This is a genomic window from Nocardia sichangensis (assembly GCF_047200615.1).
GTDB classification, from domain to species: Bacteria; Actinomycetota; Actinomycetes; order Mycobacteriales; family Mycobacteriaceae; genus Nocardia; species Nocardia sichangensis.
In genome coordinates, this window is record NZ_JBJZOK010000003.1 from 185,902 (window position 1) to 208,002 (window position 22,101).

The 22,101-nt window shown below is 69.1% G+C and carries 18 protein-coding genes; 12 read left to right on the forward strand and 6 right to left on the reverse strand.

The features are described 5' to 3' along the window. Positions 1-150 precede the first annotated feature (150 nt). The 6 genes from ACL03I_RS05625 (at position 151) to ACL03I_RS05650 (ending at position 8,068) form a co-directional block, all read left to right on the forward strand. The gene (locus ACL03I_RS05625) at positions 151-4,083 is read left to right on the forward strand and encodes a sensor histidine kinase (RefSeq protein ID WP_412805275.1); all 3,933 of its coding nucleotides are present in this window, start codon (positions 151-153) and stop codon (positions 4,081-4,083) included. Next, a complete protein-coding gene (locus ACL03I_RS05630; RefSeq protein ID WP_011207200.1) occupies positions 4,080-4,493 on the forward strand; it encodes a roadblock/LC7 domain-containing protein in 414 nt (137 codons plus the stop codon). The genes ACL03I_RS05625 and ACL03I_RS05630 overlap by 4 nt, the downstream gene beginning before the upstream one ends. Positions 4,494-4,500: 7 nt before the next feature. Beyond that, positions 4,501-4,875 carry a DUF742 domain-containing protein gene (locus ACL03I_RS05635; RefSeq protein WP_039795171.1) on the forward strand — a complete coding sequence of 125 codons (375 nt, stop codon included), beginning with the start codon at positions 4,501-4,503 and terminating at the stop codon, positions 4,873-4,875. Further along, complete coding sequence (locus ACL03I_RS05640; RefSeq protein ID WP_355074914.1) at positions 4,856-5,458, forward strand: GTP-binding protein; 603 nt, start codon at positions 4,856-4,858, stop codon at positions 5,456-5,458. The genes ACL03I_RS05635 and ACL03I_RS05640 overlap by 20 nt, the downstream gene beginning before the upstream one ends. Positions 5,459-5,509: 51 nt before the next feature. After that, positions 5,510-7,096 carry a carboxyl transferase domain-containing protein gene (locus tag ACL03I_RS05645; protein ID WP_412805276.1) on the forward strand — a complete coding sequence of 529 codons (1,587 nt, stop codon included), beginning with the start codon at positions 5,510-5,512 and terminating at the stop codon, positions 7,094-7,096. Between the two features lie 114 nt (positions 7,097-7,210). Beyond that, positions 7,211-8,068, forward strand: coding sequence for an aldo/keto reductase (locus ACL03I_RS05650; protein ID WP_355074910.1), 858 nt, complete (start codon positions 7,211-7,213; stop codon positions 8,066-8,068). 22 nt (positions 8,069-8,090) lie between these two features. On the opposite strand, the gene ACL03I_RS05655 is transcribed toward ACL03I_RS05650, so the two are convergent. Beyond that, positions 8,091-9,194: an NAD(P)-binding domain-containing protein gene (locus tag ACL03I_RS05655; RefSeq protein WP_364424960.1), complete on the reverse strand. Its 1,104-nt coding sequence runs from the start codon at positions 9,192-9,194 to the stop codon at positions 8,091-8,093. Between the two features lie 89 nt (positions 9,195-9,283). Between ACL03I_RS05655 and ACL03I_RS05660 the strand changes: the two genes are divergently transcribed. From ACL03I_RS05660 to ACL03I_RS05680, 5 genes are read left to right on the forward strand one after another with little or no spacing between them, the layout of a single operon-like run. Beyond that, positions 9,284-10,012: an enoyl-CoA hydratase gene (locus tag ACL03I_RS05660; protein ID WP_355074906.1), complete on the forward strand. Its 729-nt coding sequence runs from the start codon at positions 9,284-9,286 to the stop codon at positions 10,010-10,012. Continuing rightward, positions 10,012-11,154 (forward strand): MBL fold metallo-hydrolase, encoded by a 1,143-nt coding sequence (locus ACL03I_RS05665; RefSeq protein WP_412805369.1) that lies wholly within the window; start codon positions 10,012-10,014, stop codon positions 11,152-11,154. Before ACL03I_RS05660 ends, ACL03I_RS05665 begins: the two co-directional genes overlap by 1 nt. A gap of 38 nt (positions 11,155-11,192) precedes the next feature. Beyond that, on the forward strand, positions 11,193-11,399 hold the full coding sequence (locus tag ACL03I_RS05670) for an antitoxin (RefSeq protein WP_355074902.1): 207 nt from the start codon (positions 11,193-11,195) through the stop codon (positions 11,397-11,399). 47 nt (positions 11,400-11,446) lie between these two features. After that, positions 11,447-13,747, forward strand: a complete 2,301-nt coding sequence (locus tag ACL03I_RS05675; protein WP_412805277.1) for an ATP-dependent DNA ligase — start codon at positions 11,447-11,449, stop codon at positions 13,745-13,747. A 43-nt stretch (positions 13,748-13,790) separates the two neighbouring features. Further along, on the forward strand, positions 13,791-13,967 hold the full coding sequence (locus ACL03I_RS05680) for an antitoxin (RefSeq protein ID WP_355074898.1): 177 nt from the start codon (positions 13,791-13,793) through the stop codon (positions 13,965-13,967). 42 nt (positions 13,968-14,009) lie between these two features. Here the strand turns inward: ACL03I_RS05680 and ACL03I_RS05685 are convergent, their stop codons facing one another. Further along, the gene (locus ACL03I_RS05685) at positions 14,010-14,654 is read right to left on the reverse strand and encodes a cysteine hydrolase family protein (protein WP_412805278.1); all 645 of its coding nucleotides are present in this window, start codon (positions 14,652-14,654) and stop codon (positions 14,010-14,012) included. A 251-nt stretch (positions 14,655-14,905) separates the two neighbouring features. Between ACL03I_RS05685 and ACL03I_RS05690 the strand changes: the two genes are divergently transcribed. Beyond that, positions 14,906-16,174, forward strand: coding sequence for a lipase family protein (locus ACL03I_RS05690; protein ID WP_397275032.1), 1,269 nt, complete (start codon positions 14,906-14,908; stop codon positions 16,172-16,174). 163 nt (positions 16,175-16,337) lie between these two features. On the opposite strand, the gene ACL03I_RS05695 is transcribed toward ACL03I_RS05690, so the two are convergent. The 4 genes from ACL03I_RS05695 to ACL03I_RS05710 all read right to left on the reverse strand — a co-directional run bounded on the left by ACL03I_RS05695 (position 16,338) and on the right by ACL03I_RS05710 (position 22,066). Next, positions 16,338-16,991: an ammonium transporter gene (locus ACL03I_RS05695; RefSeq protein WP_397074086.1), complete on the reverse strand. Its 654-nt coding sequence runs from the start codon at positions 16,989-16,991 to the stop codon at positions 16,338-16,340. A 666-nt stretch (positions 16,992-17,657) separates the two neighbouring features. Continuing rightward, the gene (locus ACL03I_RS05700) at positions 17,658-18,395 is read right to left on the reverse strand and encodes an energy-coupling factor transporter transmembrane component T family protein (protein ID WP_355074890.1); all 738 of its coding nucleotides are present in this window, start codon (positions 18,393-18,395) and stop codon (positions 17,658-17,660) included. Continuing rightward, on the reverse strand, positions 18,395-20,521 hold the full coding sequence (locus ACL03I_RS05705; protein ID WP_412805279.1) for an ATP-binding cassette domain-containing protein: 2,127 nt from the start codon (positions 20,519-20,521) through the stop codon (positions 18,395-18,397). The genes ACL03I_RS05700 and ACL03I_RS05705 overlap by 1 nt, the downstream gene beginning before the upstream one ends. 78 nt (positions 20,522-20,599) lie before the next feature. After that, entirely contained in the window at positions 20,600-22,066 is a 1,467-nt protein-coding gene (locus ACL03I_RS05710) for a flavin-containing monooxygenase (RefSeq protein ID WP_356963725.1), read from the reverse strand. Between the last annotated feature and the right edge of the window lie 35 nt (positions 22,067-22,101).

Sequence of the window (22,101 nt, forward strand, 5' to 3'; positions counted from 1 at the left end):
GAATCTGATGTCACTTATTTGGGCCGTCGTAGACGCAATTTCTCGGCCAGCCGCAGCTCTCGGCCAGCTCCACCTGTCGAGCCAAGCACGCGATTGTGGAGGTTCGGTTGATGGCGCGTGGTAGAGGCCAGTTTGGAAAGTGAGTGGGAGATGCGTGACGCCGCTAGCTCCGGCAGTAGCCGCTGGGCGCTGGGCAACTGGGACCTGCGCTGGAAGGTGACGGCGGTCCTCGCCGTGCCTCTCGCGGTCGCGGTCGGCCTCGGCGTATCCAGGATCTCGTCGGAGTTCGCGGACTCGAACCGGCTCGCCGACATCTCGGACAACGTCGCCGCCATCCCCTCGGTCACCGCGCTCAGCGCGCAGACCGCCACCACAGCGGGCTCGCAGATGATCTCGCTGGGGTCCAACCAGTCCGTGGTGACCGACCAGAACCTGGCGGACCTGGACAAGGCGATCGCCAACGCCGAGAAGGCGGTCGGCAAACTCGACGGCGTACCGGGCGCGCGCGCGGCCATCGACAGCATGCTCACCCAGGCCAAGGGGGTGCGCGCCCAGGGCAAGTCGGTCTCCACCGGACCGCCGTCGGACACCCTCGCGCTGATCGACCGGGTCCGCAGCGACAGCGTCCGGATCGTCGAGACGACGGTCGGCCAGGTCAGCGACACCGCGGTGGACGCGGCCAAACTGCGGCTGGTCGACTCGCTCAACACCCGTGCAACCCTGGTCAGTGAGCTCGCCGCCTTCCCCGAGGTGCTGCGCGCCCAGCAGTCCGGCGTCCAGAACTTCCTCATCGCCTCCAACACCGAGCGCGCGCTGCTCAACGTGCTCGCGCACCGCTTCGCCGACGGCGACACCTCGATCGCCGACCTGCGCGCGGGCATCGACACCAGGATCGCGCTGCTGACCAGCCCGCAGTCGCAGGCGGGCCAGCTTCCGGTCGGTGACCTGAAGAAGTCGCTGACCGACAGCCTCGCGGTGTACGAGCACGTCGTCGGCAAGGCGACCAAGGACATCGACTCCGCTATGGACTCGCTGGTGACCACCGCCCAGCGGGACGCGTGGACCTATACCGCGGTCGTCATCGCGACCATCCTCGCCGCGCTGCTGCTCGCGGTCTTCGTGGCCCGCTCGATGATCGTCCCGCTGCACCGGCTGCGGTTGGCCGCGCTGCGCGTGGCCGAGAGCGACCTGCCGCACGAGGTCGCCCAGCTCCGCACCGGCGCCTCGCCGGAAGAGGTGCCGCTGGAGCCGATGCCGGTGCGTAGCACCGAGGAGATCGGTCAGCTCGCCCGCGCGGTCGACGACATCCACGGCCAGGCGCTGCGCCTGGCGAGTGACCAGGCGAAGATGCGTTCTCAGGTCAACGACATGTTCGAGACCTTGGCGCGGCGGTCGAAGTCGCTCGTCGACCATCAGCTCACGCTCATCGAGGCGATGGAGTACGACGAGAAGGACCCGCGCCTGCTGGAGAACTTGTTCCGGCTGGACCATCTCGCCGCCCGTATGCGCCGTAACGGTGACAACCTGCTGATTCTCGCGGGCACCAGGCAGCGCCGCGCCAAGTCCGCCCCGGTCGAGATCGCCGACGTGCTGCGCGCCGCGATCTCCGAGGTGGAGGACTACGAGCGCGTGAAGCTCGGCGCCACGCCGCGCGGTTCGCTGAAGGAACCCGCCGCCTCCGACCTCGCGCATCTGTTCGCCGAGCTGCTCGACAACGCGCTGCGCGCCTCGCCGCCGGAGACCGACGTCAAGTTCACGTTCGCGCAGGCGCACGATCAGGGACTGCTCATCGAGGTGGCCGACCGCGGCATCGGTATGCCGCCCGCCGAGATGGCCGATATCAACCGCCGTCTGGAGCAGACCGCCGAGCCGGGGCCGGACACGGCCCGGCACATGGGTCTGTTCGTGGTCGGCAGGCTCGCCGAGCGGCACGGTCTCACCGTGCGGCTGCGGCCGACCTTCGACACCGCGCGCGATCCGGGCGTGACGGTGACCGTGCACGTGCCCGTCGGACTCATCGTCGCGGGCAAACCGAGCGCGGGGCAGCCCGTCACCCCGCAGCCTTCGCCGCAGGCCGCCGCTCCACAGCGTCCGTCGGCGCCGTCGTCCATGCAGATGCGGGCCGTCCAGCGGACTCCTGGGGGCAATGTCATGGTCACCGTCGATCCCGGGGTGAGCGGCCCGATTCCGGCCGTGAGCGCCAAGCCCACCGCTTCGTCCAGCGGACCGATCCCCACGGGACCGGGTGGACTGCCGCAGCGGCAGCCGGGTTCGGCGATGACGTCGTCCGGTATGCGCTCGGAGAACCAGCAGTCGGCTACGAGTCTGCGGCCCACGCCGGGGCAGCCCGCGCCGAGTGGTCCGCAGCGTGGCAAGCTCGCCGCGGCCAGCCTGCCCAAGCGCAACCTCAGCCCCGGCGGTCCGCCGCCGCGCCAGCCCGGTGGGCCCGCCGAGTCGTCCGGTACCGGCCTGCCGTCGCGTGAGCCGAACTCGGGCGAGCTACCGGTGCGTCAGCCGGGCGCCAACGGCGTGCCGCAGCCGAGCACCGGTCTGCCGCAGCGCCAGCCGGGCACCAACGGCGTGCCGCCGCGAGACGCTTCGAAGGGCATGCCGCAGCGGGAATCCGGTTTGGGCGGTCTACCCCAGCGTGAGTCCGCCTCCGGCGGTCTGCCGCAGCGGGAATCGGCCGCAGGTGGTTTGTCGCAGCGCGACTCCGGTTTGGGTGGCTTGTCGCAGCGCGACTCCGGTTTGGGCGGCTTGCCGCAGCGTGAGTCCGCATCTGGCGGCCTGCCGCAGCGTGAGTCGGCGGCGGGTGGTCTGCCGACGCGTGAGCCGGGTGTGACGCGTCTGCCGTCGCGTGAACCGGGCGCCACCGGCCTACCGCAGCGGCAGCCGGGTTCGAACGGTGTGCCGCAGCGTGAGTCGGCGGCGGGAGGTCTGCCGACGCGTGAGCCGGGTGTCACGGGTCTGCCGTCGCGTGAGCCGGGTGTCACGGGTCTGCCGTCGCGTGAACCGGGCGCCACCGGCCAGCCGTCGCGTGAACCGTCCATCGGCCTGCCGTCGCGTGAGCCAGGTGCTACCGGCCTGCCGTCGCGTGAACCGTCCATCGGCCTGCCGCAGCGTGAGCCAGGTGCTACCGGTCTGCCGCAGCGTGAATCGGGCGCGACGGGTCTGCCGTCGCGTGAGCCGGGCGCTACCGGCCTGCCGCAGCGTGAATCGGGTGCTACCGGCCTGCCATCGCGGCAGCCCACGCCCAGCCTGCCGCAGCGCGATGCGGCGCCCACCGGTCTGCCGCAGCGTGAACCCGGCAACGGTCTGCCGCAGCGGGATGCCGGTGCTCACCGTCTGCCGCAGCGTGAGTCCGCCAACGGCTTGACGCAGCGGGAGCCGGGCTCCGGCGCGCTGCCTGCCGTCGGCAACGGTCTGCCGCAACGAGATGCGACGGCGAGCGGTCTGCCGCAGCGTCCGCCAGCGCCGTCGAGCCTTCCGCAGCGCGAGAGCGGGCTGACCGGTCTGCCGCAGCGGCAGCCGGGCGCTCAGGCGCCGCAGCGCCAGCCCGTGCCGCCGGGTATCGCGCTCCCGCAGCGCGATCGCGGTGGCCAGCACGCCGCGAGCCCAGAGCAGCCTGCCGCCTCGCCGGGGCGCGATCCCGGCAAGCACAGCTTCCGGTCCAACCCGGCCAAGACGGCGTCGTTCTTCCAGACCAGGTTGCAGCCCGCGGACGAGTCGGGAGCGTCGATGGGCGGAACGCCGATCTTCGCCGAGATGATGTCGGCGTGGCTGTCGGATCCCAACACGGATAGGTCCCAGGTGGCTGCCTCCTTCGAATCGCCGGGTGACGAGGGTTGGCAAGCGGCTCGCCGGGCCAGCGAGGCGCAGCCGGAGACGAAAACGGCGGCGGGGTTGCCGCAACGCAATCCGGGCGGAAGGCTTGTCCCCGGCGGCGTCAGCGGTGCGGCGGATCGGGCGCCGCGCCGCGACCCAGAAACGATCAGGTCCAGCTTGAGTCGTCACCAGCAGGGCGTCCGGGATGGCCGCGCAATGAGAGCAATGAACCTAACCGGAGATAAAGGAGACCGATGAACCCCGATCTAGGTGGTACGAATCGTCAGCTGGATTGGCTGGTTTCGAACTTTGCCAACGAGGTTCCTGGCGTAGCCCATGCTGTCCTGGTCTCGGCTGACGGCCTACTCATGGCCGCGAGTGCCCAACTGCCCGTCGACCGCGCCGAACAGCTCTCGGCCGTCACGGCCGGTCTGGCCAGCCTGTCAGTCGGCGTCTCGAACCTGTTCGAGGGCGGCACCGTGCTGCAGTCCGTCGTCGAGATGGAGCACGGTTACCTGCTACTCATGGCTGTCGGCGACGGTTCCTATCTCGCTGTGCTGACCAACACTTCGTGTGACATCGGTCAGGTCGGCTACGAGATGGCTCTGTTGGTCGAGCGGGTTGGCCAGACTGTTCAGGCCACACCACGCGTCACGATGGGTTCCTGATGGTGGGATGGACATAGAAGATCACCGCGTGGGAAGCGTCGAGCCCAGCCTCGTACGGCCGTACTCGCTGACCGCAGGCCGCACCAGGCCCGCGGTCGAGTTGGCGTTGGAGGCTCTCGTCGCATCGCATCCGGTCGCCCTGGAGCGGCAGTTCGAACTGACCAACATCGAGACGTCAATCGTGGAGTTGTGCAGAGAATCGCCGTCCGTTGCCGAGGTAGCAGCCCGATTGGGTATCCCTATCGGGGTGGCCCGTGTGCTCGTGGCCGATTTGATCGAGGCCGGGCACGTGCGCGTTTCGGCGACTTTGAAAGACGATTCCAGCGACGATGAGCGTCGCGAGCTGATCGAAAGGGTTCTCAGTGGACTCCGGCGTATTTGATTCGACGGCGCAGGTCGACACTCGTACCAGTAAGCCAACATCGGCGAAGATCGTGGTCGCGGGTGGCTTCGGCGTCGGGAAGACCACGTTGGTCGGTGCTGTCTCGGAGATCGTTCCGCTGCGCACCGAGGCATTGGTGACCAATGCCAGCGCCGGGATCGACAATCTGACCGGCATCCCGATGAAATCGACCACCACCGTGGCGATGGACTTCGGCCGGATCAGTCTCGCCGACGATCTCGTGTTGTACCTGTTCGGCACGCCCGGCCAGTACCGATTCTGGTTCATGTGGGACGACCTGATCCGGGGCGCCATCGGCGCCGTCGTACTGGTCGACACCCGCAGGCTGGAGGACAGCTTCGCGGCCGTCGACTACTTCGAAGCGCGCGGCCTACCGTTCCTGGTGGCGCTCAACGAATTCGACGACGCGCCGCGTTACCCGATCGAGGACATCCGGCAGGCGCTCGCCGTGCCTGCCGATGTGCCGATCATGTCCATCGACGCCCGTCGCCGGGAGCCGGCCAAGCAGGCCCTGGTCGCGCTCACGGAGTACGCGCTGCGCAAGGTGATGCAGGGCTACTGAGTGCTCGCGCGGCTCGCCGGAGCATTGGGTAGGGCCGGATAGGCTCGCCCGGTGCGTACTTCGGCGCGAGAGTTACTCGAGCAACTGCTCGACAAGGACTCGTTCGTCAGCTGGGACCGGCCGCCGGTGACGGTGGCCGTTTCTCCGCGGTACCGCGATGCCTTGCGGAAGGCGGCCGTCGCGGCGGGCACCGACGAATCGGTGCTCACCGGCGAAGGGCTGCTGCGTGGTCGGCGCGTGGCCGTGATCGCCTGCGAGTTCGGATTTCTGGCCGGCTCGATCGGTGTCGCGGCGGCGGAGCGGATCGTCTCGGCGGTCGAGCGCGCCACCGAACTCGGGCTGCCGTTGGTCGCTTCGCCGACCTCCGGCGGGACCAGGATGCAGGAGGGCACCGTCGCCTTCGTGCAGATGGTGAAGATCGCCGGTGCGGTGGCGGCGCACAAGTCGGCGGGGTACCCCTACGTCGTCTACCTTCGCAACCCGACGATGGGCGGCGTTTTCGCGTCGTGGGGTTCGTTGGGGCACATCACTTTCGCCGAACCCGGGGCGCTCATCGGGTTTCTCGGCCCTCGGGTCTATCAGGCCCTGTACGGCAGACCTTTCCCGGAAGGCGTGCAGACCGCGGAGAACCTGTATCGGCGCGGCGTAATCGACGGCGTTCTGACGATTCCGGTCTTCCGCCGTATCGCCCATCGCGCGTTGAGTGTGTTCAGCGGCATCGAATTGCCGGATTCGGCTGCTGGACGGAGTTCCGAGCAGATCGCGGCATCGGAGCCGCACCGGCCGGTATCTGCTCCGCATTCGAACGACGTTGCGACAGAGTCGATTCAGTCCGATGTCGAATGTGATCGCGCCGCGGACGATCGCGTGTGGCGGTCGGTCCTCATCTCCCGCCGCCCGGAGCGTCCCGGCATTCGGGATCTCCTTCGTCATGTGACGCAACGAGTTCCGCTCAGCGGCACCGGTCAGGGCGAGTCCGATCGCACCGCCGTGCTCGCTCTCGGCCGTTTCCGTGGGCAGCCGTGTGTGGTGTTCGGGCACGATCGGCGAGGACAGCAGGGTGAGAACACCATGGGTCCGGCGGCGCTGCGCGAGGCGCGGCGCAGTATGGCGCTTGCTCAGGAGTTGCGGCTGCCTTTGGTTCTGGTCATCGACACCGTAGGCGCGGCGCTGTCGAAGGAGGCCGAGGAACGCGGGCTGGCGCCCGAGATCGCTCGCTGCATAGCCGATCTGGTGACGTTGGATACCCCGACCGTCTCGGTGCTGCTCGGCCAGGGCACCGGCGGCGGCGCGCTGGCGCTGCTGCCCGCCGACCGGGTGCTCGCCGCCACACATGCGTGGCTGGCCCCGCTGCCGCCGGAGGGGGCGAGCGCCATCGTCTTCCGTGACACCGATCATGCTGCGGAATTGGCTGCGGCGCAACGGATCAGCGCCCCTGACCTGCTGGCCGACGGCGTGGTCGACCGGATCGTGCCGGAATTGCCCGACGCGGCGGACGAGCCGGTGGACTTCGCCCGCCGGATGGTCGCCGCGATCGCGCACGAACTGGCGGCCTTGCGCGCCCGTCCGAAATCGGAGTTGCCGACGGCTCGGCAGACGCGGTACCGGCGGCTCGGGTTGCCCGGCTCGACGAGCTGACCGCGGTGAACGCGGAAAGTCCGCGGTCCGCAAGCCCCCGTTCCCAGCAAATTACAAGCCAACACACCCGAGTGCGTGATTGACGGTTCGCCGCCACACTTCTACCGTCGGAATGTGACCTTCAAAAGCGAGACCAGCACCGTTCCCTCGATCGTGCTGAACGACGGGAACGTGATCCCGCAGCTCGGCTTCGGCGTGTTCCAAGTGCCCTCCGAGGACGTCTTCTCGGCCGTCACCACTGCGCTCGAGGTCGGCTATCGCAGTATCGATACGGCCGCGATCTACGGAAACGAAGAGGGCACCGGCCGTGCGATCAGGGAATCCGGCCTGCCCAGGGATGAGATCTACGTCACGACCAAGCTGTGGAATGCCGAGCAGGGCTACGACTCCACGCTGCGCGCGTTCGACGCGAGCCTGCAGCGGCTCGGCTTGGACTACCTCGACCTGTACCTCATCCACTGGCCGGTGGCCGAGGCCGACCGCTTCGTGGACACCTTCCGTGCCTTCCAGGCCCTGAAGTCGCATGGCCGGGTGCGGTCGATCGGCGTCTCGAACTTCACGGTCGCGAACATTCAACGGCTCATCGCCGAGACCGGTGAGATCCCGGTGGTGAACCAGGTCGAGCTGCACCCGAGGCTGGCACAACGCGAGCTGCGCGAGTACCACGCGGGCAACGCGATCGCCACCGAGGCGTGGAGCCCGCTCGGGCAGGGCACCTTGCTCGACGAGAGGACCATCTCGGCGGTGGCCGCCGAGGTCGGCCGCACCCCGGCGCAGGTGATCATCCGCTGGCACCTGCAATTGGGCAACATCGTCATTCCCAAGTCGGTCACACCGTCGCGGATCGCCGAGAACTTCGACGTATTCGGTTTCGAGCTGACGCCGGAGCAGATGGACGCGATCAACGGCCTGGATGCCGGTGCGCGCATCGGTCCGGACCCGGACCGGTTCACCTACGGCCTGATCGACTGATCGCGGGAATCGCCGGGGCCGGTCAGCGCAGTCCGAGGTATTCGGTGAGTTCGAGGGCCGCCGCGCGCCCCGCTCGATTGGCCCCGATCGTGCTGGCCGACGGTCCGTACCCGATCAGGTGGATGCGCGGATCGGCGGCCACACGGGTGGCCAGCCGTCCCGACATGGTGATGCCGCCGCCGGGACCGCGCAGCCGCAGCGGCGCGAGGTGGTCCAGCGCGCTGCGGAAGCCGGTGGCCCAGAGGATCACATCCGCTCGCTGAAAGGTTCCGTCGGCCCACCGCACCCCGTCGGGCTCGATGCGTTCGAACATCGGCAGGCGGGTGAGCGCGCCGCGGGCCCGCGCCGCCCGTAGCCGGTCATCGAGCGGTAGCCCGGTGACCGAGACCACCGATCCCGGCGGCAGCCCACGCCGCACCCGGTCTTCGACCATTGCTACCGCGGCGCGGCCGGCCGCTTCGGTGAAGGTGTTCTCGCGGAAGCGCGGCGGTGTCCTCGTGACCCAGGTCGTCGTGGTGACACGGGAGATCTCGTCGAGCAGCTGGACCGCCGAGATGCCGCCGCCCACCACCACGACGTGCTCGCCCGCGAACTCCTCGGCAGTGCGGTAGTCGTGGGTGTGCAGCTGGCGTCCGGCGAAGGTCTGCGCCCCGGGGTAGTGCGGAACGAACGGACGCTCCCAGGTGCCGGTGCAGTTGATCAGGCCGCGTACCCGGATCGTGCCCGCCGTATCGGTCTCCGCGTTGAGCACCGCACCCCGCTCGGCGGGGGCGCCTTCCTCGGTCCGGTCGCAGACCACGGTGACCGATACCTGCCGGTGCACGCGCAGGTCGAATCGTTTCTCGTACAGCTCGTAGTAGTGCGGCACGGCGGTCGCGGCGGGCACGGACGACGAACCGGGCGGCAAGGTCTCGGCGAACGACATACCGGGCAGATCGTGCACACGGTTGACCGTGTCCAGGGTGAGGGAGGGCCAGCGGAACTGCCAAGCGCCGCCCGGGCCGGGCGACCGATCGACGAGCAGAAAGTGCCGCTCGGGACGCAGTCCGAGGCGCTGGAGGTGGTATCCGGCCGAGAGCCCCGCCTGACCAGCGCCGATCACCAGGATGTCGAAGTCGGTCGGCACAGCCGGTGATCGTATCGCCCGGCGTGGAACGGGTAGTCCGCTGTGGCAGAGTGAAGAGAACAGACGGACCGTTCAGTCGGGGAGGTCGCATGCTCGGGGTCAGCCGCGATGGTGACGTGGTCACCATCGAACTTCAGCGGGAGGAGCGCCGCAACGCGCTCAATCACGAACTCGTGACACTGCTGCGCGAGGCAGTGCTCGCCGCGGTCGCCGACCAGGCCCGGGCCATCGTGTTGACCGGGCGGGGCCCGGTGTTCAGCGCGGGCGCCGACTTGTCCGGGGTGTATTCGGACGATTTCCTGTCCGGATTGCTGGAAATGTTGCACGCTATCGAATCGGCCCCGGTCCCGGTGATTTCGGCGATCAACGGCGCCGCGATCGGCGCCGGTGTGCAGTTGGCGCTCGCTTCCGACCTGCGGGTGATCGCGCCGGAGGCGTACATCGCGGTCCCCGCGGCGAAACTGGGCATCACCGTCGATCGGTGGACCGTGCGCAGGCTTGCCGCTTTGATCGGCGGCGGTCCGGCGCGGACGGTGTTGCTGGGGGCCGAGCAGATATCGGCCGACGACGCCTACGCGTTCGGGTTCGCCAACCGGATCGGCACCGTGGCCGACGCGCAGGCTTGGGCCAAGCACATCGCGGCGCTGGCCCCGCTGTCCCTGCGGCACATGAAGCTGGTGCTCAATGACGACGGAACGCGCGATCCGGAAACCGCGCAGCAGCGCGCGGCACTGGAGGCCGCGTGGACGAGCGAGGATGCCAAGGAGGGTCGTTTGGCCAGGCAGGAAAAGCGCCCCGCGAAGTTTGTGGGGCGATGATGGACATCAGACGGATCGCGGGCGCCGCGGCAGGCGCGCTCGGCCTCACCTGGGTGGTGCGGGCGGTGTGGGACATCCCATCGGCGATGGGCGCTTCGATCTCGGCGATCCAGCCGTACGCGGTGGGTGCGACCACCTATCGCGATCGACAGTTCCACAACACCGAGCCCAGTAGCCAAGTGGTCGCCGGTTCGGCTCCCTCGCTGCTGGTCTCGGCGCTGACCCAGCGCAACGTGGGCCGGCCGCGGGGCAGCATCCCATTGCGGACGCCGCAGCAACCGGACACGGCGGCCGCTCTCGCCGTCACCTGGTACGGCCACGCCACGACGTTGATCGAGGTCGACGGGTACCGGATCCTCACCGATCCGGTGTGGAGCGAGCGCGTTTCGCCGTCGCCGCTGGTCGGCCCGGCGCGCATGCATCCCGTGCCGCAGCCGCTGGCCGACCTGCCGCCGATCGACGCGGTACTCATCTCCCACGACCACTACGACCACCTGGACAAGGAGACCGTCCGGGAGTTGGTGGCCCGCCAGAGCGCACCGTTTCTGGTGCCGATCGGTATCGGCGCGCACTTGCGGCACTGGGGTGTCCCGGAGGATCGCATCGTCGAATTGGACTGGGGCGGTTCGGTGACGCTCGCCGAGCTCGGCCGGGACCGCGACGGCGTGGATCTGGCGATCACCTGCACGGAGGCACGGCATTTCTCCGGGCGCGGACTGCTGCGCAACACGACGTTGTGGGCCTCGTGGTCGATCGCAGGTCCGACCCGGCGGGCCTACTTCGGCGGCGACACCGGCTTCACCAAGGCGTTCGCCGAGGCGGGTGCGGCGCTCGGCCCGTTCGATCTGACGCTGCTGCCGATCGGCGCCTACGACGAGCGCTGGCCGGACGTGCACATGAATCCCGAGGAGGCGGTCCGGGCACACGCCGACCTGTGCGGCGGGAATCCCGGCCACGGGTTGCTGGTGCCCATTCACTGGGCCACCTTCAATCTCGCCTTCCACGGCTGGTCCGAGCCGGTCGCGCGCATGGTGGCCGCGGCGCGGGCGGCGGGCACCGACGTCGCGGTGCCGATGCCGGGACAGCGTGTGGACCCGTCGAGCGCCCCACCCGCGGATACGTGGTGGGAGAATATCGGCTGAACGACTCCGGACAATCGGCGACAGGAAGGATCACGGCGATGAGTTTCGCGGATACGGTCAAGGGCCTGGTCGACAAGGGGAAGGACGCGGCGGCCAAGAACGCAGGCAAGATCAATCAAGCGGTCGACAAGGCCGGTGACTTCATCGATCAGAAGACGCACGGCAAGTACTCGGACCAGATCGCCAAGGGCAAAGAGGCCGCCAAGAAGGTGGTTCCGCCGGATCAGTCCGGACCGCACGCCTGAGCCCACGGCGGAGGCCGCACCGCGGCCTCCGCCGCTACACTTCGGATATGGCGGCCCGCCGCGAGTTCGGTGGTATCGAGGTTGACCTGAGCAACCTCGACAAGGTGCTGTACCCGGCCACCGGAACGACCAAAGGCGAAGTGATCGCCTATTATTCGGCGATCGCGCCCGCCATGCTGCCGCACATCGCCGGGCGGGCGGTCACCCGGAAGCGCTGGCCCAACGGGGTGGACGAACCCTCCTTCTTCGAGAAGAATCTCCCGTCGCACGCGCCCTCCTGGATCGAGCGGCGCACCCTGCGCCATTCCGATCGCAAGGTCGTCTATCCGCTGATCGATTCCGAAGCGGGGCTGGCCTGGCTGGCGCAACAGGCCGCGCTGGAAGTCCATGTGCCGCAGTGGCGTTTCGACGACGACAGCATGGGCCCGGCGACCAGGTTGGTGTTCGACCTGGACCCGGGCAAGGGCGTCGGGCTCGCCGAATGCGCCGAGGTGGCGCTCGCGGTGCGCGAGATGGTCGAGGGCATCGGGCTGCACGCGTTCCCGGTGACCAGCGGCAGCAAGGGAATTCACCTGTACGTGCCGTTGGATCGCGCGCTCAGTTCGGGCGGCGCGTCCACGGTGGCGAAACAGGTGGCCACGAATCTGCAACGGCTGCAACCGGACCTGGTCACGGCGACGATGGCGAAGGCGGCGCGCGGCGGCAAGGTCTTCCTGGACTGGAGCCAGAACAACCCGGCCAAGACCACCATCGCGCCCTATTCGATGCGGGGACGGACCGAGCCGAACGTCGCGGCGCCGCGCACGTGGAAGGAGATCGAGAACCGGAAGAAGCTGCGGCACTTGCGGTTCGACGAGGTACTGGCCAGGTACCGGTCCGACGGCGATCTGCTCGCCGAGCTGGATCCGCGGATCGCGCCGGACGACTCGTCCTCGCCCGACGCGTTGACCAAGTATCGGTCGATGCGCGATCCGGCCCGCACGCCCGAACCGGTACCCGCCGAGTCGCCCGCGCCGGGGACGAACAACCGCTACGTCGTGCAGGAACATCATGCGCGACGCCTGCACTGGGACGTGCGGCTGGAGCGCGACGGGGTCCTGGTGTCCTGGGCGGTGCCGAAAGGGCCGCCGATCTCCACCGACCAGAACCGTCTGGCCGTGCACACCGAGGACCATCCGATGGAGTATCTCGACTTCCACGGCGCCATCCCGAAAGGCGAGTACGGCGCCGGGGAGATGACGATCTGGGACTCCGGCACCTACGAGACCGAGAAGTGGCGCGACGACGAGGTCATCGTGCGATTCCACGGCAAGCGGCTCAACGGCTGGTACGCGCTGATCCAGACCAACGGCAACCAGTGGCTGATGCATCTGATGCGCGCGCGGAACGGCGCCGAACCGCGGGAGGAGCCGGACGAGCCGCCGGGGCGGATCATCCGTCCGTCGAACGGGCCCGCGACGCTTCCGCGCGGTCTGGCGCCGATGCTCGCGACGCACGGCGAGGTCGCCGAGCTCGGCGCCGACGAGTGGTGCTTCGAGACGAAGTGGGACGGCTTCCGGCTGATCGCCGAGATCGACAACGACGCGCTGACTTTGCGCAGCCGGGCGGGGAACGTGGTGACCGATCGCTACCCCGGTATCGCGGCGTTGCGGCGGGAACTGTCCGCACACCAGGTGGTGCTGGACGGCGAGGCCGTCGTCTTCGACGATCACGGCGTCGCGAATCTCGGTCTGCTGCAAGCCGACGCGGCGCGTGCGGTGTTCGTCGCGTTCGACGTGTTGTACCTGGACGGTACGTCGCTGCTGCGCAAACGATATGCCGATCGCCGCAGGGTCTTGGAGGCGCTCGCGGCGAACGCGCCGTCGCTGGTGGTGCCGCCGCGACTGGACGGCTCGGGCGCCGATGCCCTGCGCTACAGCCAGGAGCACGGGCTGGAGGGCGTGGTCGCGAAACGCAAGGACTCGGTGTACCTACCTGGCAAACGCGGGCACGCCTGGGTGAAGCAGCGCAATTGGCGTACCCAGCGGGTGCTGATCGGCGGGTGGCGGCGCAGCGCGGCGCGGGAGTTCAAGTCGCTGCTGATCGGCATTCCCCACGACGGTCTGCTGTACTACGTCGGCCGGGTCGGGACCGGGTTCAGCGAGCCGGACATGCGGGAGCTGGCCGCGCGGCTGCGCAAGCTGGAACGCAAGACCTCGCCGTTCGACAACGAACTCACCGCCGAAGAACGCAAGGAAGCGGTGTGGGTGACGCCGAAACTCGGTGGCACCGTGCGGTTCATGAACTGGACCGAGATGGGTCGTTTGTGGCATCCCGCATGGCTCGGGCCCGCGCCCGGCGCTGGGTAGGGTTGGGGCGCGGTTGTTCCCAGCTCGAAACGAGGAGTGCACGGTGGACTTCAAGAACCTGGCGGGTAAGGCGATGGACCTGGCCCAGAAGAACGCGGACAAGCTGGACGCGGTCATCGACAAGGCGGGCGACCTCGTCGACGAGAAGACGGGCAACAAGTACTCCGGCCAGGTGGACGCCGCCCAGGACGCGGCCAAGAAAGCCCTGCGGGAGCAGTGATCTTCGAACGGGACCCGGCACCGGCCGGGTCCCGTTCGCGGCTCAGCCCGCGCCCGTGAGCAGCGGGGTGATGGTCGCGATATCGGTGACGAGCGCGTGGCCCTGGAACTCGAAATCGTCGTAAGCCCGCGCCATGGCTTCCTTGTCCCGGCCGCCGACCGCGTCGCTGATCACCACGGGCACGAATCCGAGATCGGTGGAATGCGTGACCGTGGGCGCGATGCCGATCTCCAGCGCGACGCCCGCGATCGCGTAGGCGCCGATGCGCAGGTCGCGCAGCATCGAGGCCAGCGGAGTGCCTTCGAAGGCCGACATCGACGTCTTGTCGAACACCACCTCGTCGGCGCGCGGCCGCAGTTCGGGCACGAGCTCGAAGGCGGGGGTGTCGCGCTGCAGGATGAAGCGCACCTTGTCCACCGAATCCACCTGCTGCCAGCTCATGGCCATCCGCAGCGCGAAGGTTCCGCTGAGCCGCTCGGGCAGGAAGAAATGGCGTAGGAACACCACCGGGTAGCCGCCGGAACGCGCCGCGTCGACCACCCCCACCACCCGCTCGATGATCTCCGGGCCGTCCGGCAACTGGCTGAGCACACCGACCTGCATGTCGTAGACGATCACGGCCATCCGGTCCGGGGCGCACAAATCGGCGAGTCCTTCAGGGATGTCCAGTCCGTTGCCATGCCGCATGCTCGGCTACTCCTCTTCGTTGCGCTCGCGCTGCGGGCGGGGTCGCGCCGGACAGCTATTCGCTTGCGCTGGGGGTGTTTTGGCCAACACTGTAACCAGCCGCACGGACAGCGGCGGCGGTGGGTGTGACCTGCGATAGACCGTTGCCGGGTCGGTCGGCCCGGCAGTACCGTGGAAAGCCTGGAGGTCAGGTGAGCCGCCGCTGACCGCGCCGGGACATCTGCCGCCTCGCCGGAACTGGGGAGGCTCTGATGAAGGACGCCGATGCAGTGCCTGTCATCGCGCAGGCGCGCGACCGATCTGTGTGCACGACGATCCCGCGGGTTCTGCTGGCCGCCTTGCTCGTGCTGGCCGCCTGTCTGGCCGCCGCACCTGCGGCACACGCCGAGCTACCACCGCCGGATCGCGACCCGTTCTACGCCGCCCCCGCGGATCTCGCGCGCTACCACGACGGCGCCGTGCTGGATTCCCGGCCGATCGCGTTGTTCGGGTTGCCCCTGCCGATTTCGGCATGGCAGGTGAAATACCGCAGCACCGACTCGAGCGAAGATCCCGTCGCCGACGTGGCGACCGTGCTGGTCCCGATGCTGCCGTGGTTCGGGCCCGGCTCCCGGCCGCTGCTGTCGTACCAGGTGGCCGAGGACAGTCTCGGCACGCGCTGCGCGCCGTCGTTCGCGCTGCGCGGCGGCTGGGATTCCGGCGCGGTGAACACGCTGATCGACACGCCGTTCATGGCGGAGGCGTTACGCCGCGGGTGGGCGGTGGTGGTCAGCGACTACGAGGGGCCGCGGTCCCGCTTCCTGGATGGCGTCAACTCCGGACGCGGCGTGCTGGACGGCATCCGGGCGGCCCGTGATCTCCCGCAAGCCGGGCTCGGGCCCGCGACGCCCATCGGCACTTGGGGCTACTCCGGCGGAGCGTTCGCCACGCTGTGGGCCGCGCAGCTGCAGCCGTGGTACGCGCCGGACGTCCGGTTCGCGGGCATCACTTCCGGCGGGATCCCCGCGGATTGGCCCGCCATAGCCGCCGACGCGGACGGCACTATCCAGACCGGGCTCGCTTTGCTCATCCTGTTCGCGCTCGCCCGCAACGATCCTGCCGGGGGCGTGCTGGACTTGCTCAACGAGCAGGGGCTCGCGGCGCTGGTGGAGAACGGCGCGGCCTGCGGGTCCGATCTGGTGCCGATATACGCGGGTGCGCAGGTCGCCGACTTCGCCGCTGTGCCCGATGTGTTCTCGCACCCGGCATTTCGCGCCGCCACCGAAGTCGAGGAACTCGGCGGCAGCGCGCCGGAGGCGCCGATGTACCTGTACCACAGCCGCACCGACGACGTGATCCCCGTAGCGGGTTTCACCGACTTGGTCGGCCGGTACTGCGCCCTGGGCGCGACCGTCACCTCGGTGCACTCGATGCTGCCCACCCACAACCCGACGGCGATCGGTGAGGCGCCGGGCGCGATGAACTTCCTCGCCGACCGGTTCGCCGGTCTGCCGGCGGCTCCTGGATGCCATGAGCGGTAGGTGGACGACCGCCTCGAAGATCGACCGCGGTACTCCCGGCGATGGAGCCGGATGTGTGATCGCGAGTCGCGGCATCGCGTCCGGGCGGCACCGACTGGTGCGCACAGACGAGAGCGCACCGGATCCCGGCCGATTCGGTGCGCGTCGTGCTCGCTGGCGTCGGTCAGTTCTGCGAACGCCCGGTGGTGTCCATCCACTTGGTGGTGCCGGGCTGGGCGGCCAGCGTGCTGATCAGATCGATGCCCGCGATGATCAAGGCCGGACCGCCGACGACGATCGTGCCGATGATGCCGCCGATGCCCGCACCGGCGACCACGGTGCCGATTCCGATGGGACCGCCGATGAGGCCGGTCAATCCGACGAGCGCGCCGATGACCGTGCCGATGAACCCGCCGACCGCGGTGGCGATGCCGAATTGCGACAGGAAGGCATCCATCGCGCGCTGGTTCTCGAACGGCGACGCGACCGGCGTTGCCGCCGGGTGAGCCTGCGCCGCGTCCTTGACGACGGTCAGTTCCAGTACGCGGCCCGCGTCCCGCACGAGGTGGGGCATGGGGTATTCGAGCCCGTCCTGGCGGAAGGCGAGCGGCAGCGTGACCGCGACATTGCCTGCGGCGTCTTTGATGTCCACGGCGTCGCCGCGCACGTCGAACGTGCCTGCGGTGAGTGTCGTGACGATCTTGTCGCCGACCAGCTGGGCTTGGTACCCGATATCCGGGACCGGTGCCGCAGCCGGTTCCGCGTGCGCGATGCCTGCCCCGACCGTGAGTGCGGCGACGAGTGGAGCGGCGGCGGCGGTGACTCTCCGGAGAATCATTCTCGGTATCCAATCTTCATCAGGTTACAAGCATTAGAGAACGCGACACACGCCGAAATTCCTTCCCCCGCCGACGTGTCCATCCGTGATGTGATCCAAAAGACAGTTACTTCCGAGTGATAACTGTACTGTGGCCCTTGGGGTTTGGGACACGATTTCAGAGGGTATTCTTTCGACTTTTGCCACCTGATGAGTTATAGCTATCGGCTATTCATTCGCGCGGGTCCGGGGTGCTCTGATCGCACCGGTCGGTTCCGCGCGGGTGGATGAAGGTGTAATGCGCCGAATCGGGGCATCGATTCCGAGCCTTTCACATCGCGTCGCCGATAGGTGTAAGCCGCAGTACCACAAGGGCTTTCGCTGGTGTCGCACTGGGGCGTGGCAGCACGTCCTGGTCGCGGGGGTGCGACTGCGAACCGGGTGACCCAGCCGGTGGTACTGATCGGTGCTCTGTGCGCCGTATCGGAACCGGCTGCTATGCGTTCGAGACGTATGCGTTGTGCGCGAGGCGCATCCGGGGTTCCCTGCGGGGTCTTTTCGAGAGGTACCAGTCGGTCTGCAAATGGTCAGCGAATTGACCCGCCGGAATTCCACCGACGGCCATCAGGGGCAGCAACCGACCAGGATCCCGTTCGACCCCGCATTTACGCCCACCTTTCACCGCGCTCACAGCACCACGTGCAGCGCGATGGAACCGAGGCAGACGCCGACTACCAGCACGAGCGCGACAGCGTCGCGCAGGCCGGGTGCGCTGGGACGGGCGGTGAGCTGCCCGGTGCCGCCGCGTGCGGTGATCGCCTCACCCAATTCACCGGCGCGGCGGGTGGATACCGCCATGGCGGCGGTGAGGATGTCGATGAGCGGGTTGTCGGCCGCGCGGGCGATCATGCCGTCCTTGGGGCGCAGCCTGCGAGCGGCACGTAGCACCCGGATCTCCTCCATGAGCAGCGGCAGACCGCGGAAGGTGAGCGCGACGACGACAGCCCATTCGTCCACCGGAATCCGGAGCCGGCGCAACGGCGCGCCCAGCTTGGCCAGGGCGGGCGCGATGTCGCCCATCGGCGTGGTCCACGCGATGAGGAACGAGGCCGCCACCAGGATCAGGCCGAAGGCCAGAACCTGGGCATAGCGCAGCACCGCCGTGCCGCCGACCGGCACGTTGATCAGGGCTCCCGCGCCGAGCAGCGCCCAGAACCACCACGGCAGCCGCGGCAGAGTGCCCAGCGGCAACCGGGCGACCGCGCCCACGAAGACGAGGAACGCCGCCATCACACCGAGCACCGGCCAGGACGGCAGGAACATCAGCAGCAGGCTGATCAGGAACACCCCGATCATCTTGGTGCCCGCCCACAACCGGTGGACCGGACTGTCGACCGGGACCTGACGCAGCAGAACGGTGCTCATCATCGACCTCCGTGCTCGAGCCGCCACGCGGTCTCTCCGGGCGCGCGCACCGGGTTCCGTCCGGAATCGGCTCGCGTGGCGGAGTCACTCGGCACCGGCGCTGTCTGCCGCGCCGATTCCGCGCCCAGAATGCGTCCCGACTGCAATCGCACCGTCCGGTCGCACACCGCCGCCATGTCGGCCACGTCGTGCGAGATGACGATCAGCGTCAAGCCGGAATCCCGTAACCGCGCGAGCAGTTCCACGATGTCGGCCCGGCCCTCCGGGTCGAGACCGGCCAGCGGCTCGTCGAGCACGACCACTTGGGGATGGCTGGCCACGATCGCCGCGAGCACCACTCGCTTGGCCTGGCCGCCGCTGAGTTCCTCGACCGAGCGCGCGGCCAGCGAACGGTCCAGCCCGACCGCGTCCAGCGCGCGGCCGACCGCGCCAGAGCCGGTCGCGCGACCGCCCCAGTCCGCGATCTCCGCGCCGACGGTCTGCTTCTGCAGTTGCAGCCGGGAGTGCTGGAACGCCAGCCCGACCCGGCCGATCTGCTTGCCGATCGGCTTTCCGCGCAGCTCGCACCGACCCGAACTCGGTTCGATCAGGCCCGCCATGATCCAGGCCAGGGTCGATTTGCCCGATCCGTTCCCGCCGACGATCAGCAGCGCCTCGCCCTGGCACACGGACAGGTCGACGCCGTGCAGGGCGGGCGCCTCCCACGGCGTCGCGCGGTTGTAGGTGTGCCGGACGTCGCGCAGTTCGAGGACCGGCGCGCCCATCGGCCTGCGTCGCGTGTCCTGCGCCGGACGCGGCCACGCGGGCAGATGCGCCACGGTGCGTCCCCCGGCCAGGTGCACCACCCGGTCGGCGACCGCGGCGTCGGCCTCGTGGTGGGTCACCAGCACCACGGCCATCGAGTGTCGTTTCGGCAGCGAGGCAAGCAGCTCCACCAGTTCCCGCCGCCCGTCCGGATCGATCATCGAGGTCGCCTCGTCGGCGATCAGCAGCGCGGGCCGCCGGGCCAGCGCGGCGGCGACCGCCAACCGCTGTTGCTGTCCGCCCGAGAGCGTGGCGGTCTCCTTCGCCCCCATTCCGGCGAGCCCGACCTCGCCGAGCAGTGCGTCGACATCCACCGCGGCGGCGAGATCGGCGGGCAATCCCCACACGACGTCATCGGCGACGAGCACGCCCAAGGTCTGGCTCTCCGGCCGCTGCAACACCAGCGCCGTCCCGCCGAGTTTGCCGAGTCCGGCCGACCCGGGCCGCTGCGCCGACCCCGAGGTGGGCGGCAGCCCGGCCAGCAAGCGGGTCAGCGTGGACTTGCCCGAACCGTTGTGTCCGACCACGGCGACGAATTCACCGACCCGCACGGTCAGATCGATACCGCTCAGCGCATCGCGCGCCGCTCCGGGATAGCGGAAACCCGCGTCGCGCAGCGTGACCGGAAGCGGATCGACGGGCCGGTCGTCTTGCGGCGCGTCGAGCCGGTCCCGGCCGGGCAGCCAGGCCAGCCGGTCCAGCACCGAGCCGAGTACGTACCAGGAGAAGACGCCGGTGGCCGCCATGCCGAGCGCGACGCTGCCGCCGACCCACGCCCACCACCAGCGCAGCACCGAGTCGGTCAGGTCCGCGGCGAGCTGCCCGAGCGGGGCAAGCTGCTCTTGGCGCGCCGCGAGATCCTGGAAGCCGCGCGACGCGTTGCGGATGTTGTCGAACAGCAGTTCGCGGGTGGTCGACAGCAGGGCAAGCGATCCGACGGCGAACGCGGCCCAGGCCAGCCCGGCGAGCAAGGAGAGCCCGAACGCGGCGACGACACCGCCGCCACGCCGCTTCACGGCGCCGATGATCCCGCCCACGGTGGCCGAGGCGACCAGCGCCGTCGCGGACGCCATACCCGCGGCGACGAAGGTGACCAGCGTCGCCGCGATCGTCGCGGTGACCAGGGCGCGCAGCCGGAAACGATGCGCGATCAGCCCGATCGGGACCGCGCCGACCAGCTGGAGCGCGGCGGCGAACGGGATGACCGATCCGATGGTCACCAGCCCGACGGCGGCTCCGCCCAGCACGGCGCCGGTGGCCAACTCGATCGGACGCAGCGGGCCGCGCACATCCGATCCGCCCGGACGGGCCAGTTCATTCACAGCACAAGTCTGCCAGCCCGGCGGGCGGCGGCGGGTCGAGGCGAATCCGGGCGGGCCCGCTCGCCGAGGCGCGCTCCGTCACGCGACGGGGGTGAGGGTGTAGGCGCTGGGGTCGAAGCGGCGGGTGCGGCGACGATAGCTCGTCTGCGATCCCGGCCAGTTGTTGGTGATGCGGCCCGCGGAGTTGCGGTACCAGCTCGAGCAGAAGTTCCACGGAGTGCGGGCCAGACGCTGCTGGAGCGCGGTGTTGTAATCCTCTTCCAGGTCGGCGCGGACTTCGGCGCAATGACCGGGGTGGTCGGCGAGCCATTGCACGGCCTGGCGGATGTAGCGGGCCTGCGATTCGATCATGTAGATGATCGAGCCGACGCCGAGATTGGTGTTCGGCCCGTAGACGAGGAAAAGATTCGGAAAGTCCGGCACCGTCATGCCGTAATACGCGTGCGCGCCGTCGGCCCATGCGTCGGCCAGCCTGCGCCCGCCACGACCCCAGATCTCCATCGGCCAGAGGAACTCCGTGCCCTTGAAGCCGGTGCCGTAGATGATCACGTCGGCTTCGTGCGTCGTCCCGTCGGCGGTGCGTACGCCTTGCGGGGTGATCTCGGTGATGGCGGTGGTCTCCACCCGCACGTTGGGCTGGGTGAGCGCGGGGTAGTAGTCGTTGGAGAACAGCGCGCGCTTGCACCCGATGGGGTAGTCCGGGGTGAGTTTGGCTCGCAGCTGCGGGTCCTCGACCTGTTCGGCCAGGTGCCGGGAGGCGATGCGGGCCACGAACCGGGCGATGGCGGGAACCTCGACCAGCCCGAGCGAGATGAACTCCGCGATCGACCACCACCCGAACCGCTCCACCAGCAGCGCGCCCGGCACCCGCGCGAACAGGTTGTGCTGGACCGGCGAGTAGTCGGTGTCGAACTTCGGGACCACCCAGGCCGGTGTGCGCTGGAACAGTGTCAACCGGTCGACTTCGGGCTGGATCTCCGGGATGTACTGAACGGCGCTCGCCCCGGTGCCGACGCAGGCGACGCGTTTGCCGTGGAGGTCGACCTCGTGGTCCCACTCGGCCGAATGGAACGACGGGCCCGCGAAGGTGTCGATGCCGGGTATGGCGGGCAGGGACGGACGCGACAGCTGGCCCACCGCCGAGATCAGCACGTCGACGATCCAGCTCTTGCCGTCGGTGGTGCGCACGGTCCACCGGCCGGTGGCGTCGTCGAATTCGGCGTCGCTGACGCTGGTGCCGAAGCGGATCGCCGAGAGCACGTTGTGACGTTCGGCGACCGCGCGCAGGTAGGCGTGGATGGCGGTCCGTCCCGAGTACCGCTGCGGCCAGTCCGGCTTGGGTTCGAACGAAAACGAGTACAGCGGTGAGGGGACGTCGCAGGCCGCGCCGGGGTAGGTGTTCTCCCGCCACACCCCGCCGATGTCGGCGGCCCGCTCCAGGATGGTGATGTCGTCGAAGCCGTTGCGGCGTAGTTCGATCGCCATGCCGATGCCGCCGAAGCCCGCGCCGATGATGAGTATGGATGGCCGATTGCGCGCTGTCATGTGAGACTCCTCACTACGACCGTAGATGACTCCAC

Bases quoted from the DNA above. Each gene is read 5' to 3' on its own strand.
- ACL03I_RS05675 (WP_412805277.1), top strand. From the start codon at position 11,447: ATGGCGGCCCGCCGCGAGTTCGGTGGTATCGAGGTTGACCTGAGCAAC.
- ACL03I_RS05700 (WP_355074890.1), bottom strand. From the start codon at position 18,395: ATGAGCACCGTTCTGCTGCGTCAGGTCCCGGTCGACAGTCCGGTCCAC.
- ACL03I_RS05635 (WP_039795171.1), top strand. From the start codon at position 4,501: ATGGACATAGAAGATCACCGCGTGGGAAGCGTCGAGCCCAGCCTCGTA.
- ACL03I_RS05710 (WP_356963725.1), bottom strand. From the start codon at position 22,066: ATGACAGCGCGCAATCGGCCATCCATACTCATCATCGGCGCGGGCTTC.
- ACL03I_RS05670 (WP_355074902.1), top strand. From the start codon at position 11,193: ATGAGTTTCGCGGATACGGTCAAGGGCCTGGTCGACAAGGGGAAGGAC.
- ACL03I_RS05690 (WP_397275032.1), top strand. From the start codon at position 14,906: ATGAAGGACGCCGATGCAGTGCCTGTCATCGCGCAGGCGCGCGACCGA.
- ACL03I_RS05660 (WP_355074906.1), top strand. From the start codon at position 9,284: ATGCTCGGGGTCAGCCGCGATGGTGACGTGGTCACCATCGAACTTCAG.
- ACL03I_RS05625 (WP_412805275.1), top strand. From the start codon at position 151: ATGCGTGACGCCGCTAGCTCCGGCAGTAGCCGCTGGGCGCTGGGCAAC.
- ACL03I_RS05685 (WP_412805278.1), bottom strand. From the start codon at position 14,654: ATGCGGCATGGCAACGGACTGGACATCCCTGAAGGACTCGCCGATTTG.
- ACL03I_RS05630 (WP_011207200.1), top strand. From the start codon at position 4,080: ATGAACCCCGATCTAGGTGGTACGAATCGTCAGCTGGATTGGCTGGTT.
- ACL03I_RS05665 (WP_412805369.1), top strand. From the start codon at position 10,012: ATGGACATCAGACGGATCGCGGGCGCCGCGGCAGGCGCGCTCGGCCTC.
- ACL03I_RS05695 (WP_397074086.1), bottom strand. From the start codon at position 16,991: ATGATTCTCCGGAGAGTCACCGCCGCCGCCGCTCCACTCGTCGCCGCA.